Annotated in this window: 11 protein-coding genes; 4 read left to right on the forward strand and 7 right to left on the reverse strand. The window is 69.7% G+C overall.

Annotated elements, in window-relative coordinates; translation table 11 throughout:
- Positions 1-4: 4 nt before the first annotated feature.
- The 4 genes from JW613_RS06615 to JW613_RS06630 are packed head-to-tail and all read right to left on the reverse strand — an operon-like array spanning position 5 to position 4,258.
- Positions 5-1,342, reverse strand: coding sequence for an ABC transporter substrate-binding protein (locus JW613_RS06615; RefSeq protein ID WP_209209757.1), 1,338 nt, complete (start codon positions 1,340-1,342; stop codon positions 5-7).
- The gene (locus JW613_RS06620; RefSeq protein WP_209209758.1) at positions 1,342-2,229 is read right to left on the reverse strand and encodes a carbohydrate ABC transporter permease; all 888 of its coding nucleotides are present in this window, start codon (positions 2,227-2,229) and stop codon (positions 1,342-1,344) included. Before JW613_RS06620 ends, JW613_RS06615 begins: the two co-directional genes overlap by 1 nt.
- Positions 2,226-3,236, reverse strand: coding sequence for a carbohydrate ABC transporter permease (locus JW613_RS06625; RefSeq protein WP_209209759.1), 1,011 nt, complete (start codon positions 3,234-3,236; stop codon positions 2,226-2,228). The genes JW613_RS06620 and JW613_RS06625 overlap by 4 nt, the downstream gene beginning before the upstream one ends.
- Positions 3,233-4,258, reverse strand: a complete 1,026-nt coding sequence (locus JW613_RS06630) for a LacI family DNA-binding transcriptional regulator (RefSeq protein WP_209209760.1) — start codon at positions 4,256-4,258, stop codon at positions 3,233-3,235. Before JW613_RS06630 ends, JW613_RS06625 begins: the two co-directional genes overlap by 4 nt.
- 413 nt (positions 4,259-4,671) lie before the next feature.
- Between JW613_RS06630 and JW613_RS06635 the strand changes: the two genes are divergently transcribed.
- From JW613_RS06635 to JW613_RS06650, 4 genes are all read left to right on the forward strand, one after another.
- Positions 4,672-5,871 carry a cytochrome P450 gene (locus JW613_RS06635; protein WP_209209993.1) on the forward strand — a complete coding sequence of 400 codons (1,200 nt, stop codon included), beginning with the start codon at positions 4,672-4,674 and terminating at the stop codon, positions 5,869-5,871.
- Positions 5,871-7,196 (forward strand): cytochrome P450 family protein, encoded by a 1,326-nt coding sequence (locus JW613_RS06640; protein ID WP_209209761.1) that lies wholly within the window; start codon positions 5,871-5,873, stop codon positions 7,194-7,196. The genes JW613_RS06635 and JW613_RS06640 overlap by 1 nt, the downstream gene beginning before the upstream one ends.
- Positions 7,197-7,687: 491 nt before the next feature.
- A complete protein-coding gene (gene gltB, locus JW613_RS06645) occupies positions 7,688-12,289 on the forward strand; it encodes a glutamate synthase large subunit (RefSeq protein WP_245225144.1) in 4,602 nt (1,533 codons plus the stop codon).
- Complete coding sequence (locus JW613_RS06650; RefSeq protein ID WP_209209763.1) at positions 12,282-13,748, forward strand: glutamate synthase subunit beta; 1,467 nt, start codon at positions 12,282-12,284, stop codon at positions 13,746-13,748. The genes gltB and JW613_RS06650 overlap by 8 nt, the downstream gene beginning before the upstream one ends.
- A 209-nt stretch (positions 13,749-13,957) precedes the next feature.
- Here JW613_RS06650 and JW613_RS06655 read toward each other — a convergent pair whose 3' ends face one another.
- From JW613_RS06655 to JW613_RS06665, 3 genes are all read right to left on the reverse strand, one after another.
- Entirely contained in the window at positions 13,958-14,983 is a 1,026-nt protein-coding gene (locus JW613_RS06655; protein WP_245225145.1) for a hypothetical protein, read from the reverse strand.
- A gap of 47 nt (positions 14,984-15,030) precedes the next feature.
- Positions 15,031-15,666 (reverse strand): hypothetical protein, encoded by a 636-nt coding sequence (locus JW613_RS06660; RefSeq protein ID WP_245225146.1) that lies wholly within the window; start codon positions 15,664-15,666, stop codon positions 15,031-15,033.
- A gap of 126 nt (positions 15,667-15,792) precedes the next feature.
- Entirely contained in the window at positions 15,793-16,380 is a 588-nt protein-coding gene (locus JW613_RS06665; protein WP_209209766.1) for a MarR family winged helix-turn-helix transcriptional regulator, read from the reverse strand.
- Positions 16,381-16,413 lie beyond the last annotated feature (33 nt).

The raw sequence follows: 16,413 nt of genomic DNA on the forward strand, positions 1-16,413 counted from the left end.
TGCCCTAGCGCTGGTAGCGGTTGAGTATGAGATTGCCGTCGTCGACGAGGGAGTCGCGCAGCGTCCCCAGGTCGGTGTCGCCGTTGTAGTAGCGCTGGAAGGCGGGGGTGGCGACCTTGTCCGACCACTCGGCGTAACCCCGTACGCCGAGCGTCGGTGACGGCCGCAGGGTGCGGGCCGTCCGCGCGCCGGTGTGCCAGCCGTCCTCGCGCCGGTTGACGGCCGGGTCCTTCAGCGCCTCGGTGGCGGTGGGCAGCAGCCAGTCGCCCGTGGCGAGTTCGACCTGGTGCTCGGGCGTGGTCATATAGGCCACGAAGTCGGCCGCGGCCTGCTTGTGCCGGCTCTCCTGCGCCACCGAGAGGGTCTGCGGGACGACGCCCTGGACGTTCTCGCCGGGACGCTCGCCCCGGGGCAGGGGCAGCACGGTCCACTCGAAACCGTCCGGGGCCTGCTGCTGCACCTGCTGCCGGTAGGAGAAGTTGAGCGGGGCCATCGCGTAGCGACCGGCGAAGAAGCCGGGCAGCGCGTCGGAGCCGCCCATGCCGAGTCCGCTCCTGGGCGCCGTCCGGTCCTCCTCGACCTGGCGGCGGATCAGCCGGCTGATGGCCGAGTCCCGCGCCGCGAAGCGGACCACGTTCTTGGTGCCGTCGTCCGTCCGCTCCTTGGTGAAGACCTTCCCGCCGGTGGACAGCGCCAGGTTGACCGTCTGCTTGACCGGCTCCTTCATCGTCCACACGGTGCCGTACCGCTCCGGTCTGCCGTTGTGGTCCTTGTCGCGGGTCAGCTTCTCGGCGACCCGCTCGAACTCGCGCCAGGTCCACGGCTTGGCCGCCGTCGGTATGCGCACGCCGGAGCGCTCCAGCAGCTTCCGGTTGGCAATGATCACCCGGGGCTCCTGGAGGAATGGCACTCCGTAGACGCGGCCGCCGTTCATCGTCACCGACTCCCAACTGGGCTGCGGGATGGCGGCGCGGGTGGCCTTCGGCAGATACGGGCGCAGATCGGCGAGGTAGCCGCCGTAGGCGAAGTCGGTCAGGTCACTGGCGTCGTCGTGGATGATGTCGGGCGCCTCGCCGCCCTCGAAAGAGGTGAGCAACTGGTCGTGGACGCTCTCCCAGGCCCCCTGCACATAGCGGACCTTCACCTTCTTGTGCGTCCTGTTCCACTGCGCGACCAGCTTCTTGTTGGCCGCGACGGACTCCTTCTGCCAGGCGAGGCTGTAGTAGTCGAGGGTGACGGTGCCGGCGGCGTCGTCCCCGTCACCGCCCCCGCAGGAGGCGAGCAGTGTGCAGGCCAGCAGGGCCGCGACGGCCGGGCGGGCGGTGGGTGTGCTGCGGCGCATCAGCCCTTCACCGCCCCTGCCAGCATCCCGGCGGCGAGCCGCCGCTGGAGCAGTGCGAAGAACAGCAGGCTCGGGACGGTCGCCAGCACCGAGGCGGCGGCCAGCGGACCCAGATCGGCGACCCCCTCGGCGCCGAGGAAGCGGGTGAGGATGACGGACATCGTCTGGTTCTCCGGGGACTTGAGCAGCACGAGGGCGAAGAAGAACTCGTTCCAGGCGGTGACGAAGGAGAACATCAGCGTCGCCACCAGCCCCGGTGCCAGCAGCGGCAGCACGACACTGCGCAGGATGCGCAGCCGGCCGGCTCCGTCGACCGCGGCCGCCTCTTCGAGCGAGACGGGCACCGCGCGCACATAGCCCTGGAGCATCCACAGCGCGAACGGCAGATTCCAGACGACGTACACGATGATCAGCCCGCCCACCGAGTCGATCAGGTGGAGGTTCTTCAGCACGAGGAACAGCGGGATGATCACCAGTACGAACGGGAACATCTGGCTGACCAGCACCCAGCCGTTCGCGGCGCCGCCCACCTTGGAGCGGTGCCTGACCAGCACATAGGCGGCGGGCACCGCGATCACGACCGAGACGAGCGTCGCGCCGCTCGCCACGATCAGGCTGTTGAGCGCCGAGCGGGCCAGCGGCTGCGCCTCGAAGGCGGAGCGGAAGTTCTCCAGGGTGGGGTGCTGCGGAATCCAGGTCGGGTCGATCTTCCCCAGCTCCGTGGGCGACTTGAAGGACGTGGACAGCAGCCACACCAGCGGGAAGGCGAGAAAGATCAGATAGGCCAGCAGCGCCGCGTACTGTCCGGTGCGGCCCGCGAACCGCCGGGCCCGCCGCCCGGCGGGCGGGGCGCCACCACGGGTGACGCCGGTGCTCGGTGCGCTCATACCGCCTCCTCCTCGGAGCCCTTCAGCCGCTTGCGCAGGAACACCGTGAGGAACACGGCGACCACGGCGATCATCACGACGCCCATCGCGGCGGCATAGCCGAACTGCCCGTACTTGAACGCCTCCTCGTAGGCGAACAGCATCGGCAGCCGCGTCTGCCCGCCCGGGCCGCCCTGGGTGAGCACATACACCAGCCCGAAGGAGTTGAAGTTCCAGATGAAGTTGAGCGCGGTGATGGCGAGCGCCACCGGCTTGAGCGCGGGCCAGGTCACCGCGGCGAACCGCCGCCACCCTCCGGCTCCGTCCAACTGTGCCGCCTCGGTCAGTTCGTGGGGCACGTTCTGCAGCCCGGCCAGCAGGACGACGGTGGTCTGTGGCATGCCCGCCCAGACGCCGACGAGGATGACGGCGGGCAGCGCGAGTGAGATGTTGGTCAGCCAGTCGATGTTGCCCGAGCCCTCGCCGAGCATCCCCAGCTGCCGCAGCGTCTTGTTGAGGATGCCCGCGTCCTGGTGGTAGACGAGCCGCCACATGACACCGACGACGACCTCCGGCATGGCCCAGGGGACGAGCGCCAGGGTGCGGGCCAGCCAGCGGAACCGTAGGTTCTGGTTGAGCAGCAGCGCGAGCCCGAGAGCCAGCAGCAGTTGCAGCGCGGTCACCGACACGGCCCACACCAGGCCGATCCGGAACGACTCCCAGAACAGCGAGTCCCTGCGCAGATCGGCGAAGTTGGCCACGCCGACGAAGTCGGTGCGCACGGTGCGCCCGGCCTGTGCGTCGGTGAAGGAGAGCGAGACCGCGTACAGCAGCGGTCCCACGCTCAGCACCAGGATGGGGAGCAGCGCGGGCAGCAGCAGGAACCAGGCGCCATGGTCCAGCCCGAGCAGCCGCTTGCGGGCCGCTGGCGTGCGGGGAGGGGGTGTCCCTGTCCGACGCTTGCGGGCGGCGGGTGCTCCTCCGAGCTCTTCGAGCAGGGCGGTACCCTCATGCCGGGTGCCGCTCATGAGGCGGAGCCTCTCCGCGACGCGGAGGAGGCCCGCACGACGAGCCGCGGGGCGGTGGTGATCCGGCGCGCCGCCGTGGCGTCCTGGGCGAGCCGTTCGAGCAGCATCCGGGCCGCCGTCCGGCCGCGCTCCTCCGACCCCAGGTCGACGCTGGTGAGCGGAGGCCAGCCGGCGCGGGCCAGTTCGCTGTCGTCCATGCCGACGAGGGCCAGGTCCTCGGGTATGCGCAGCCCCCGCTCGTGCGCGGCCTGCCCGGCGCCGAGCGCGAGTTGGTCGTTGGCGCAGAAGACGGCGTCCGGGGCGGCGCCGGAGTCGAGCAGGTCCAGCATCGCCGCGCGGCCGGCCGCCAGTCCGAAGGAGGTGGCGCGCTCCAGCGCGGGCTCCGGCACGATGCCGTGGTCCGCCAGCGCCTTGAGGTAGCCCTGGCGGCGGTTGTGTCCCGGCACCGTGTCCAGCGGGCCGTTGAGGAAGGCGATGCGCTCTCTGCCCGTCTCCGCGAGGTGGGTGACGGCCAGCCGGGCGCCGGTCACCGAGTCGGCGGCGACGGCGTCCACCGGTACGTCGCCGGGCAGCGATCCGATGACGACGACCGGGCCCGCGGCGGACTTGAGCACCTCGATATGTTCGGGCGTGATGCGGATGGGGCACAGGATGAGCCCGTCGCTGGTGCGGTCACCGAGGCTGCGTACGACGGCCAGTTCCTCCTCCAGGACGGCATCGGTCGAGTGCAGCAGCAGCCGGTAGCCGGCTGCCCTGGTGACGGCCTGGATCTGCCGGACCATCGCGACGTAGACGGGGTTGCCGATGTCCTGCATGGCGAACGTCAGCTGCTTGGTGCGGCCGCCCTTGAGGGACTGGGCCACGGCGTTGGGCACATAGCCGAGCTCGGCCGCCGCCCGCTCGACCCGCCGTACGGTCTCCGGGCGTGCGCCGACGCCGTTGAGGACCCGGGAGACCGAGGCGATCGAGACGCCCGCCCGTTCCGCGATGGACACGATGGTCGGTGGTCCGCCCTCAGGCATCACTGCTCGCCCCTTCGCGGTAGTGGCCGGGAATCGGCTGTAAACCTTTACAGCGACTGAAAACGTTTACAGATAGTGGGGCCGGGCCTCCCGTACGTCAAGGGGTCGTGCACGCCGGATGTTCGCGGTCCCAAGGCGGGTCGCTGGGCGATCAGTTGTGGGCGGAACGAGTGCCCCCGATCGTCGAGAACGGCCTTCCTCTGATCGTGAACAGCCCTAGGCTGGGCACTAAGTGACACCTGCGAACGTCAAGTGCCGCAGCCAAAAGGGGAGTTACGACCGTGACCAGTCAGCCCCAGCCCTACCGGCCGGCCGCCGCACACGGCCCACCCGACTCGGAGCCCCGTACTCCGGAAGGCCGGGCCTGCCCCGCGTCCGCGGGCGGCGGCACCGCCCCGGGGCCGGTCCCGCTGATGGGCCCCCGGTTCCACACCGACCTGGAGGCGGTCTACCGGGACATGCGGCGCGACCATGGCCCCGTCGTCCCCGTCACCCTCCCCGGCGACGTCCCCGCCTGGCTGGTCATCGGCTACCGCGAGCTGTACCAGGTCACCGCCGACCCGGTGCTCTTCCCCCGCGACCAGGGGCTGTGGAACCAGTGGGACACCCTCCCCGAGGACTGGCCGCTGCGCCCGATGATCGGCACCCGGCAGCCCTCGGTCTACTTCACCGTCGGCGAGGAGCACCGCCGCCATCTGGCGATGGTCCAGTACGCGCTGGAGAGCGTGGACCGGATCGGACTGCGCCGCACCACCGAGGAGATGGCCGACCGCCTCATCGACAGCTTCTGCGCCGTGGGCGAAACCGAGATCGTCTCCGCCTACGCCAAACCGCTGACGCTGCTCACCCTCGCCCGGATCCTGGGCTTCCCCGACTCCGACGGGCCCGAGCTGATCCGCTCCCTCACCGACATGGCCGACGGCGGGCCCGACGCGCTGGCCGGGTTCGAGCACGCACTGGCCCTCATGTCACGGCTGGTCGCCCGCAAGCAGACAGCGCCGGGCCCCGATGCGCTCTCCGCCATGCTGGCCCACCCCGAGGAGTTCACCGACGAGGCGTACGTCCTCAATCTGATGGCCCTCACCTCCGCCGGTTTCCTGCCGACGGCCGACTGGATCGGCAACTCGGTGCGCCTCATGCTCACCGACGACCGGTTCGCCGCCTCGCTGACCGGTGGTCGCCACAGCATCCCGGAGGCCATGAACGAGGTGCTGTGGGAGGACACCCCCACCCAGATCCTCGCCGGCCGCTGGGCCGCGCGCGACACCCGGCTGGGCGGCCGCACCATCGCCCGGGGCGACATGCTGCTGCTCGGTCTCGCCGGAGCCAACGGCGACCCGGCGGCACACACCCCGCACAGCGCGAACGGCCTGCGCAACAGCAACTTCGCCCACTTCGCCTTCAGCCACGGCGAGTACCAGTGCCCCTTCCCGGCACAGGAGCTCGCCGAGATCATCGCCCGAACCGGCATCGAGGTGCTGCTCGACCGCCTCCCGGACCTCGAACTGGCCGTAGCGCCCCGCGCGCTGGCCCGTCGCCCCTCGCCCTTTCTGCGCGGCATGACGGTGCTCCCCGTCCGGTTCGCCACCACACCCCCGTACGGAGGACGCTGATGAACGGGAACGCACCGACCACGGCAAACGGCGCCCTTCCCGGCGGCGGGGCGGCGTCCGGCAGATGCCCGGCGGGTGGGGGAGCGGCTCCCGGCTCCCCGGGGTGCCCGATCGCCATCGATCCGCTCGTCGGCGCGCTCGCCGAGGAGACCGAGGCGCTGCGGACCGCCGGGCCGCTCGCCCGGATCGACCTCATGGGCGCCGAGGTGTGGACCGTCACCACCCACGCCCAGGCGCGCAAGCTGCTCACCGACACCCGGCTGGTCAAGGACATCACCCGCTGGAACCTGTGGCGCAGCGGCGAGATCGACGAGAGCTGGCCGCTGATCGGCATGGTCGACGCGGGCCGCTCGATGTTCACCGTGGACGGCGCCGAGCACCGGCGGCTGCGCGTCAAGACGGCCCAGGCCCTCACCCCGCGTCGGCTGGAGGGGATCCGGCCCGTCGTCGAAGGGATCGCCGGTCGGCTGCTGGACGCGCTGGAGGCGCACGCCGCCCGGGCGCCCGAGGAGCCCGTCGACCTGAAATCGGCGTTCGCACAGCCACTGCCCATGTCGGTCGTCTGCTCCCTGATGGGCGTCGACCCGGAGCTGGAGCCACGGCTGCACCAGCTCTACGAGGCGTTCTTCTCCATGCTGACGCCGCAGGACGAGCGGCTGGCCGTCATCCAGGAGCTGGACGACCTCTACGCGCAGATGGTCCGGCACAAGACCGCCACCCCGGGCGACGACCTCACCAGTGCCCTGATCCTCGCCGACGAGGGCGGTGAGCCGCTGACCCCCGAGGAGGTGCGGGGCAACCTGGAGGCCATGGTCGCCGCCGGGCACGAGACCACGGTGACCTTGATCCTGTGCGCGGTACGGGCGCTGCTCACCCATCCGGACCAGCTGCAGCTCGTGCTCGACGGCGAGGTCGGCTGGGAGGCGGTCATCGAGGAGACGCTGCGGTGGGAGTCGCCCTCCACCCACCTCCTGATGCGGTTCGCGACCTCGGACATCGAGGTCGAGCAGACCGGCGTCGTCATCCGTACGGGGGAAGGGGTGGTGATGTCCTACCGCGCCATCGGGAGGGACCGGGAGCAGCACGGTCAGGATGCGGACTGCTTCGATGTACGGCGCCCCGCGCCCATCCGGCACCTCGCCTTCGGGCACGGCCCGCACATCTGCCCCGGCGCCGGACTGTCCCGGCTGGAGGCATTGGTTGCCCTCCCGGCGCTGTTCGAGCGGTTTCCTGGGCTTTCGCCGGCCGTCCCGGTCACGGAGATCCGCAATCGTCCCGTTCTCACGCAGAACGAGTTGGAGTCGTTGCCGGTGCGGCTGCGGTAGCCCTCGCGCTGCTGAGGGGGCGCCCCTGCCTGTCCGTCGCAATGCGGAGTACGGGCGCTGTGACCTGGTTCATGGCGCTCCGAAAGGGGTGGCTGCATGATCCGCGTGTTACCCGGCGGTTTCATCTCGCGTGGCGCTGGGCAGTAGTCCGTAACGCCGCCGGCAACGACGCCTGCGCGCGAGTCAAAGCCGCTCATCACCCGGGGCCACCCACCCCGAACCCTCTGTGCAGGACTCCTCCGGTCCCATAAGGACCATCCCGCGTCGGCGCGCTGACACAGTCGCGCCCGCGTTCGCATGGTGAGATGCGTCTTCCACTTTCCGGGAAGTCCGCCACCATGTAACCTGCACGAAAATTTCTGCACGATCTTTTTGCCATATGAGGGCCAACGTCGTCCCTCGGTACGTACCACTGCCACGAGACGACGGGAGAGCCGATGCGTGCTGTGCCTACAGCGGATTGGGCCGCCCACCGCCCTGCCAAGCAGGGCATGTACGACCCCCGATACGAGCACGACGCCTGCGGCGTCGGCTTCGTGGCGACCCTGACCGGCGAGCCCAGCCACCAGCTGGTCGAAAAGGCGCTGACCGTGCTCCGCAACCTCGAGCACCGGGGCGCCACCGGCTCCGACCCGGACACCGGTGACGGCGCCGGCATCCTGTTGCAGGTCCCCGACGCCTTCCTGCGCGAGAACGTCCCCTTCGCCCTGCCCGAGCCGGGCTCCTACGCCGTGGGCACCGCCTTCCTGCCGCACGAGGAGGACGACCCGCAGGCCACCTCGGCCGCCGTCTCGCACATCGAGACGCTGGCGTCCGAGGAGGGGCTGACCGTGCTCGGCTGGCGCGAGGTGCCCGTCGCTCCCGAACTGCTGGGCCCCGGCGCCCGCGCCACCATGCCCACGTTCCGCCAGCTGTTCGTCGCCGACACAGCCGGCCAGCGCAGCGACATCGCCCTCGACCGGCTGGCGTTCGTGCTGCGCAAGCGCGCCGAGCGCGAGGCCGGCGTCTACTTCCCCTCGCTGTCCGCCCGCACCCTGGTCTACAAGGGCATGCTGACGACCGGGCAGCTGGAGCCGTTCTTCCCCGACCTGTCGGACCGCCGCTTCGCCACCGCCATCGCGCTGGTGCACTCGCGCTTCTCCACCAACACCTTCCCGAGCTGGCCGCTGGCCCACCCCTACCGGTTCGTCGCGCACAACGGTGAGATCAACACCGTGCAGGGCAATCGCAACTGGATGCGCGCCCGCGAGTCGCAGCTCGCCTCCGAGCTGTTCAGCCGCGAGCACGACGGGGGCCACGAGACCCTGGAGCGGATCTTCCCCGTCTGCACGGAGGGCGCCTCCGACTCGGCGACCTTCGACGAGGTGCTGGAGCTGCTGCACCTGGGTGGGCGTTCGCTGCCGCACTCGGTGCTGATGATGGTGCCCGAGGCCTGGGAGAGCGCCGAGTCGCAGGACTCCATGGACCCCGCGCGCAGGGCCTTCTACCAGTACCACTCGAACATGATGGAGCCCTGGGACGGCCCCGCCTGCGTCACCTTCACCGACGGCACCCAGGTCGGCGCCGTTCTCGACCGCAACGGGTTGCGTCCGGGCCGGTACTGGGTCACCGACGACGGGCTGGTCGTCCTCGCCTCCGAGGTCGGCGTCCTCGACATCGACCCGGCGAAGGTCGTGCGCAAGGGCCGCCTGCAGCCCGGCCGGATGTTCCTGGTGGACACCGCCGAGAAGCGCATCATCGAGGACGACGAGATCAAGGCGCAGCTGGCCGCCGAGCACCCGTACCAGGAGTGGCTGGAAGCCGGCCTCATCGAGCTGGCCGACCTGCCCGAGCGCGAGCACATCGTGCACACCCACGCCTCGGTCACCCGCCGCCAGCAGACCTTCGGCTACACCGAGGAGGAGCTGCGCGTCCTGCTCGCCCCGATGGCCCGCACCGGCGCCGAGCCGATCGGCTCGATGGGCACCGACTCGCCCATCGCGGCGCTCTCCGAGCGGCCCCGGCTGATCTTCGACTACTTCACCCAGCTGTTCGCGCAGGTCACCAACCCGCCGCTGGACGCGATCCGCGAGGAGCTGGTCACCTCGCTGCACTCGCCGCTGGGCCCGCAGGGCAACCTGCTGGACCCGACCGCGGCCTCCTGCCGCAGCGTGACGCTGCCGTTCCCCGTCATCGACAACGACGAGCTGGCCAAGCTCATCCACATCAACGCCGACGGCGACCTGCCGGGCTTCAAGTCCGCCACGCTCTCCGGGCTCTACCGCGTCGCCGAAGGAGGGGACGGCCTCGCGGCCCGTATCGAGCAGATCTGTGCGGAGGCCGACGCGGCGATCGAATCCGGGGCCCGGCTCATCGTGCTGTCCGACCGCCACTCGGACGCCGAGCACGCGCCGATCCCGTCGCTGCTGCTCACCTCCGCCGTGCACCACCACCTCATCCGCACCAAGCAGCGCACCCAGGTGGGCCTGCTGGTGGAGGCCGGTGACGTCCGCGAGGTGCACCACGTGGCGCTGCTCATCGGCTACGGCGCCGCCGCGGTCAACCCCTACCTGGCCATGGAGTCCGTCGAGGACCTGGTACGCGCCGGTACCTTCCTGCCCGGCACCGGGGGCACCTCGGCGACCGATTCGGGGGAAGGGCTCGAACCCGAGCAGGCCATCCGCAATCTGATCTACGCGCTGGGCAAGGGCGTGCTGAAGGTGATGTCCAAGATGGGCATCTCCACCGTCGCCTCCTACCGCGGCGCGCAGGTATTCGAGGCCGTCGGCCTGGACGAGGAGTTCGTCGACCGCTACTTCCACGGCACCACCACCAAGATCGGCGGCGCCGGCCTCGACGTCATCGCCCAGGAGGTCGCCGCCCGGCACGCCAAGGCGTACCCCTCCTCCGGCATCGCGCCCGCGCACCGGCTGCTGGACATCGGCGGCGAGTACCAGTGGCGCCGCGAGGGCGAACCCCACCTGTTCGACCCGGAGACCGTCTTCCGCCTCCAGCACTCCACCCGCCAGCGCCGCTACGACATCTTCAAGCAGTACACCCGGCGGGTGGACGAGCAGTCCGAGCGGCTGATGACGCTGCGCGGCCTGTTCTCCTTCAAGAGCGGCCGCCCCTCGATCCCCGTCGAGGAGGTCGAGTCCGCCGACGAGATCGTCAAGCGGTTCTCCACCGGCGCCATGTCGTACGGCTCCATCTCCCAGGAGGCGCACGAGACGCTGGCCATCGCCATGAACCAGCTCGGCGGCAAGTCCAACACCGGTGAGGGCGGCGAGGACCCCGAGCGGCTCTACGACCCCTCCCGGCGGTCCGCGATCAAGCAGGTCGCCTCCGGCCGGTTCGGCGTCACCTCCGAATACCTCGTCAACGCCGACGACATCCAGATCAAGATGGCCCAGGGCGCCAAGCCCGGTGAGGGCGGCCAGCTGCCCGGCCACAAGGTCTACCCGTGGGTGGCCAGGACCCGGCACTCCACACCCGGCGTCGGCCTCATCTCGCCCCCGCCGCACCACGACATCTACTCCATCGAGGACCTCGCCCAGCTCATCCACGACCTGAAGAACGCCAACCCGGCAGCCCGCGTCCATGTGAAGCTGGTCTCCGAGGTCGGCGTCGGCACGGTCGCGGCGGGCGTGTCCAAGGCGCACGCGGACGTCGTGCTCATCTCCGGACACGACGGCGGCACCGGAGCCTCCCCGCTCACCTCGCTCAAGCACGCGGGCGGCCCCTGGGAACTGGGCCTGGCCGAGACGCAGCAGACACTGCTGCTCAACGGATTGCGCGACCGGATCGTCGTGCAGACCGACGGCCAGCTCAAGACCGGCCGCGACGTGGTCATCGCCGCGCTGCTGGGCGCCGAGGAGTTCGGCTTCGCCACCGCGCCGCTGGTCGTCTCCGGCTGCGTCATGATGCGCGTCTGCCACCTGGACACCTGCCCCGTCGGCATCGCCACCCAGAACCCGGTACTGCGCGAGCGCTACAGCGGCAAGGCCGAGTACGTCGTCAACTTCTTCCGGTTCATCGCCGAAGAGGTCCGCGAACTCCTCGCCGAACTGGGCTTCCGCACCCTGGACGAGGCCATCGGGCACACCGAACTCCTCGACACCTCGCGCGCCGTGGACCACTGGAAGGCCCAGGGATTCGACCTGGCACCGCTGCTGCATGTGCCCGAGCTGCCCGAGGGCGCCGTGCTGCACCAGGCCGTCCCCCAGGACCACGGACTGGAGAAGGCGCTCGACAACCAGCTCATCAAGCTGGCCGCCGACGCGCTGCAGGCCGACACCGCCGAACAGGCGGAGCCCGTCCGCGCCCAGGTCGCGATCCGCAACGTCAACCGGACCGTCGGCACCATGCTCGGGCACGAGGTCACCAAGAAGTTCGGCGGCGCCGGACTGCCCGACGACACCATCGACATCACCTTCACCGGCTCCGCCGGCCAGTCGTTCGGCGCCTTCGTCCCGCGCGGCATCACCCTGCGGCTGGAGGGCGACGCCAACGACTACGTCGGCAAGGGCCTCTCCGGCGGTCGCCTGGTCGTCCGCCCCGACCGGGGCGCCGACCACCTGGCCGAGTTCTCCGCCATCGCGGGCAACACCCTCGCCTACGGCGCCACCGGCGGCGAGATCTTCCTGCGCGGCCGGGTCGGCGAACGCTTCTGCGTCCGCAACTCCGGCGCACTGGTCGTCTCCGAGGGCGTGGGCGACCACGGCTGCGAGTACATGACCGGCGGCGCGGCCGTCGTCCTGGGCACCACGGGCCGCAACTTCGGCGCCGGAATGTCCGGCGGCACCGCCTACGTCATCGACCTCGACCTGGCCAACGTCAACGCCGGACTGCGCGGCGCCGTCGAGGAGCTGACCGACGACGACAAGGCGTGGCTGCACGAGATCGTGCGCCGCCACCAGGAGGAGACCGGCTCCACCGTGGCCGCCAAGCTCCTCGCCGACTGGGACGGACCCGACGGAGCGCTCAGCCGCTTCAGCAAGGTCCTGCCCGCCACGTACAAGGCTGTGCTCGCCGCCAAGGACGCCGCCGAGCGAGCGGGGCTCAGTGAGTCCGAGACCCACGAGAAGATGATGGAGGCGGCGACCAATGGCTGACCCCAAGGGCTTCCTGAACACCGACCGCGAGGTCGCCGAGACCCGCCCGGTCGAGGAGCGGGTCAAGGACTGGAACGAGGTCTACGTACCCGGCTCCCTGCTGCCCATCATCAGCAAGCAGGCCGGGCGCTGCATGGACTGCGGCATCCCCTTCTGCCACAACGGCTGTCCGCTGGGCAACCTCATCCCCGAGTGGAACGACTACGCCTACCGCGGAGACTGGGAGGCCGCGAGCGAGCGGCTGCACGCGACCAACAACTTCCCCGAGTTCACCGGTCGCCTCTGCCCCGCGCCCTGCGAGTCGGCGTGTGTGCTGGGCATCAACCAGCCCGCCGTCACCATCAAGAACGTCGAGGTCTCCATCATCGACAAGGCGTGGGAGACCGGCGGCGTCACCCCGCAGCCCCCCGAGCGGCTGAGCGGCAAGACCGTCGCCGTCATCGGCTCCGGCCCCTCAGGGCTGGCCGCGGCCCAGCAGCTCACCCGGGCCGGCCACACGGTCGCCGTCTACGAGCGCGCCGACCGCATCGGCGGACTGCTGCGCTACGGCATCCCCGAGTTCAAGATGGAGAAGCGGCACATCAACCGCCGTATCGAGCAGATGCGCGCGGAGGGCACCAAGTTCCGCACCGGTGTCGAGATCGGCCGCGACATCGACGCGCAGAAGCTGCGCAAGCGGTACGACGCGGTCGTCATCGCCGCGGGCGCCACCACGGCACGCGACCTGCCCGTACCCGGCCGCGAGCTGAACGGCATCCACCAGGCGATGGAGTACCTGCCGCTGTCCAACAAGGTGCAGGAGGGCGACTTCGTCACGCCCCCCATCACCGCCGAGGGCAAGCATGTCGTGGTCATCGGCGGCGGCGACACCGGCGCCGACTGCGTCGGCACCGCACACCGGCAGGGCGCGGCCTCCGTCACCCAGCTGGAGATCATGCCCAAGCCGGGCGAGGAGCGGGACCCGGCCCGCCAGCCGTGGCCGACCTTCCCCATGCTCTACAAGGTGACCTCCGCACACGAGGAGGGCGGCGAGCGGATCTACTCCGTCAACACCACCCACTTCGAGGGTGATGAGGACGGCAACGTGCAGTGGCTGCACCTGGTCGAGGTCGAGATGGTGGACGGCAAGCTGGAGCCCAAGCCCGGAACGGAGCGGAAGATCCCCGCCCAACTGGTCACCCTCGCCATGGGCTTCACCGGCGTCGACCGGGAGAACGGCCTGGTCGAGCAGTTCGGCGTGGAACTCGACGCCCGCGGCAACATCGCCAGGGACGGCGACTACGCCACCAACGTCGCCGGCGTCTACGTCGCCGGCGACGCCGGCCGCGGTCAGTCCCTCATCGTCTGGGCCATCGCCGAAGGCCGCTCCGCCGCCAAGGCCGTCGACCGCTACCTCACCGGCGAGTCCAGCACCCTCCACGCCCCGGTCCGCCCCACGGACCGCGCGCTGACGGTGTAGCTTCCTTCGGAACTTCCGTACAAGGGCGTACGGACGACGCGGCGCCTGCCAGTCCCCGACCGGGTTGTGGCAGGCGCCGCACTGTGCCTGCGGCCCGGGACGGTCCGCAGGTGCTCGTCCCAGCGTTCACCGACGTGACCCAAGGCCGAGGCAAGTTCTGAGTCACCCGAAAGAGATTTCTTGGCGGTCTGGTACTCGCCCGTGCCCCGTCAGTCGCGGACGATGGACTGGATCTCCTTCACGGTGACGTTCTCGGTCGTGCTGAAGGAGCCGGACGGCAGATCGCCGCTGGTCCCGTCCGAGCCCTTCCAGGAGATGTCCCAGGTGAGCGTCGCCTTCAGCGGGTAGGAACCGTTCTGGCCGCTGGCCCGCAGATACCTGATCCCGCAGGGCGGGGTCTCGTCCTTCTTGCCGACCGAGTACTCCTCACCCAACTGCCCATTCTTGACCACGCATTTTCCCGAGCCGGGATACGTCTTGGCGTCGTACGTACCCGGTTCCAGGGTGAGCGAGGTGGGCTTCGCAGTGGTGGTCGCCGAAAGGTGGGTGCCGTCTTCCAGATCCAGGGACGCGGTCACGTCCACCGGCTTGAACTTCCCCTTGTCGAGCCACACCCAGGTGTCGAGGTTGACCGTCTGCTTGTCCTCCGGGTTCATCGATATGTCGGTCCCCGGGATGGGCAGCTCCTCGTACGCGTACTCCGCGAGAATCTTCGGGCTGACCGCGAGCGGCATGCTCTTGGGCGGCTTGCCGTTGGGTACCCAGATGGCGTGCTCACTGCAGGCGTCGGCCTCGGGGTCGTCCGCGCGGTTGGGATTCCGCACCCCCTCCCAGAACATGCCTTTGCCCTGCTGGTCGATGTTGTAGTCCTCGTACTTGTCGGTCTGGTAGTAGTTGTCCAGAACGTTCTTGGCCTGGCCGAGGAGGGCGTTGGAGAGCTCAGTGGCGTCGGCGCCGGCCCCGATGATCGGTTCCTCCTCCTTGTCCTTCTTCGGCTTCTTCGGCTTCAGGCTCTCCATCTCCTCCTTGAGCTCCTTGGGCGTCGTCTTCGGCTCATACCAGCACGCAGGAGCTTCCCAGTTGGGGTCCTTGGGGTTCAGCTTGACGGTGCCTTTTCCGCCACCGCCACCGCCGGTTATCCGGACGTGCGAGACCTGGGAGGCGACCTTTCCGTTGTTGGCAGAGCCGGCGGCCCGGTCCCCCCGCTTCTTCTCGGCGTGCGCTTGGGTCGCCATGGAGAGGGAGACTCCGACGACCAAAGAAAGAGCGACGCCTGTCCTGGCTACTTTTCGCATTCCTCTGCTCCCCGTTTTGTCTGGCTGGAATATGACTGCCAGATTCCGCTCTTGCTCCGCCGCAAGCGGCTGGTTTCCAGCGTGTCCCTCTTGTCACCTGACTCGTAGTGGTCGAGCTTGCCCGTCTTGAGGTTCTTGTCGTTGGCTTTCGAGTCATCGACGCAGTAGGAGACCTGCGCGGTGCTGCTGCTGAGGAATTCGACCTGCTGGTTGTAGTACCGGGTGACGCCTGCCCAGCTGTAGTGATCGTCGCTGTAGGCCTTGATGTATTTGGTGGCGCTGATGAACGCCTGGCCATCGGCGTACAACTTCAGTTGATCGGCGTCCTTGCCCGTGGTGATGATTCGGTCCACCAGGTTGATCCGCGCCTGGTTGTCCGCCAGGACTTCGTCCTTCTTCGGGTCGCCCGTCTCGGTGTCCTCGAAGACGTTCTTGGCGTCCTTCGCCAGCTTGATCTCGTCGGGCGCCTTGCGCCCACCGGTGTTCGAACTCTTCGACGGCGAGGGGGACTTGGTGGCGGCCTTGCTCCCGTCCTTGGCGCCGTCGATCTTGTCGTCCGAGTCGCCGTCGCCCCCGCACGCGCCCAGGAGGAGGGACGCGGCCAGGGCTGCTGCGGTCCACATCGCTGTGCCGGCCTGCTTTTTCATGCGCAAGTTCTCTCAGCTCTCTGTCCGTGGGCGACGGCGGTACGAATCACCCGCAGTTTTGATCACTTAAAGTTACTACAGTGAAAGGGGAGTCGACAGTCCTCACTCCGGTTCTCCCACTTGTGTCAATCGGTGATCGTTCAACCGTCGTTGGACATCCTGAAGGAGGACACGCAGCAACTCGGCGAGCTGGTTCTGCTGATCGGGGTCGAGGCCTGTCATCAGGTCCGCTTCGCGGGTGAGGACCTGATCGACGGTGGACTCCACCAGCCGGTGCCCGGCCGAGGTCAGCTCCACCACGACCGAGCGGCGGCGGCCCGCTCCGCCCTGCGTCCGGGGGGCGTTCCCGGGGCGCCGGGTGACCAGGCCCTCGCGTTCGGCGCGGGCCACCCGTTGCGAGATGGCGCCCGCGGTGATCATGGACCGGTCGGCCAGCTCCCGAGTGGTGAGGGCGTACGGCTCGCCCGCCCGCCGCAGCACGCTGAGCAGGTCCAGGGTGGCGGTGTCCACGCCCGCGCGGGCGAGCACGCGGCGGCGGTCGTCGCCCAGCAGTTTGGCCAGCCGCCACAGCGGGGTGACGATGCCGATGGAGGAGACGGGCGTGCCGGGGCGCTCCCGCTCCCATGCTGCGGCGATGTCCGCCACCGGGTAGTCGGACGCGCTGTCCAGTGGGTGGTCGTCGCTTGCCATGGCTCCTTCTCCCGGTTACGTTTAGATCTAAAT

Origin of the sequence: Streptomyces smyrnaeus (assembly GCF_017676345.1) — a bacterium.
GTDB classification, from domain to species: domain Bacteria; phylum Actinomycetota; class Actinomycetes; order Streptomycetales; family Streptomycetaceae; genus Streptomyces; species Streptomyces smyrnaeus.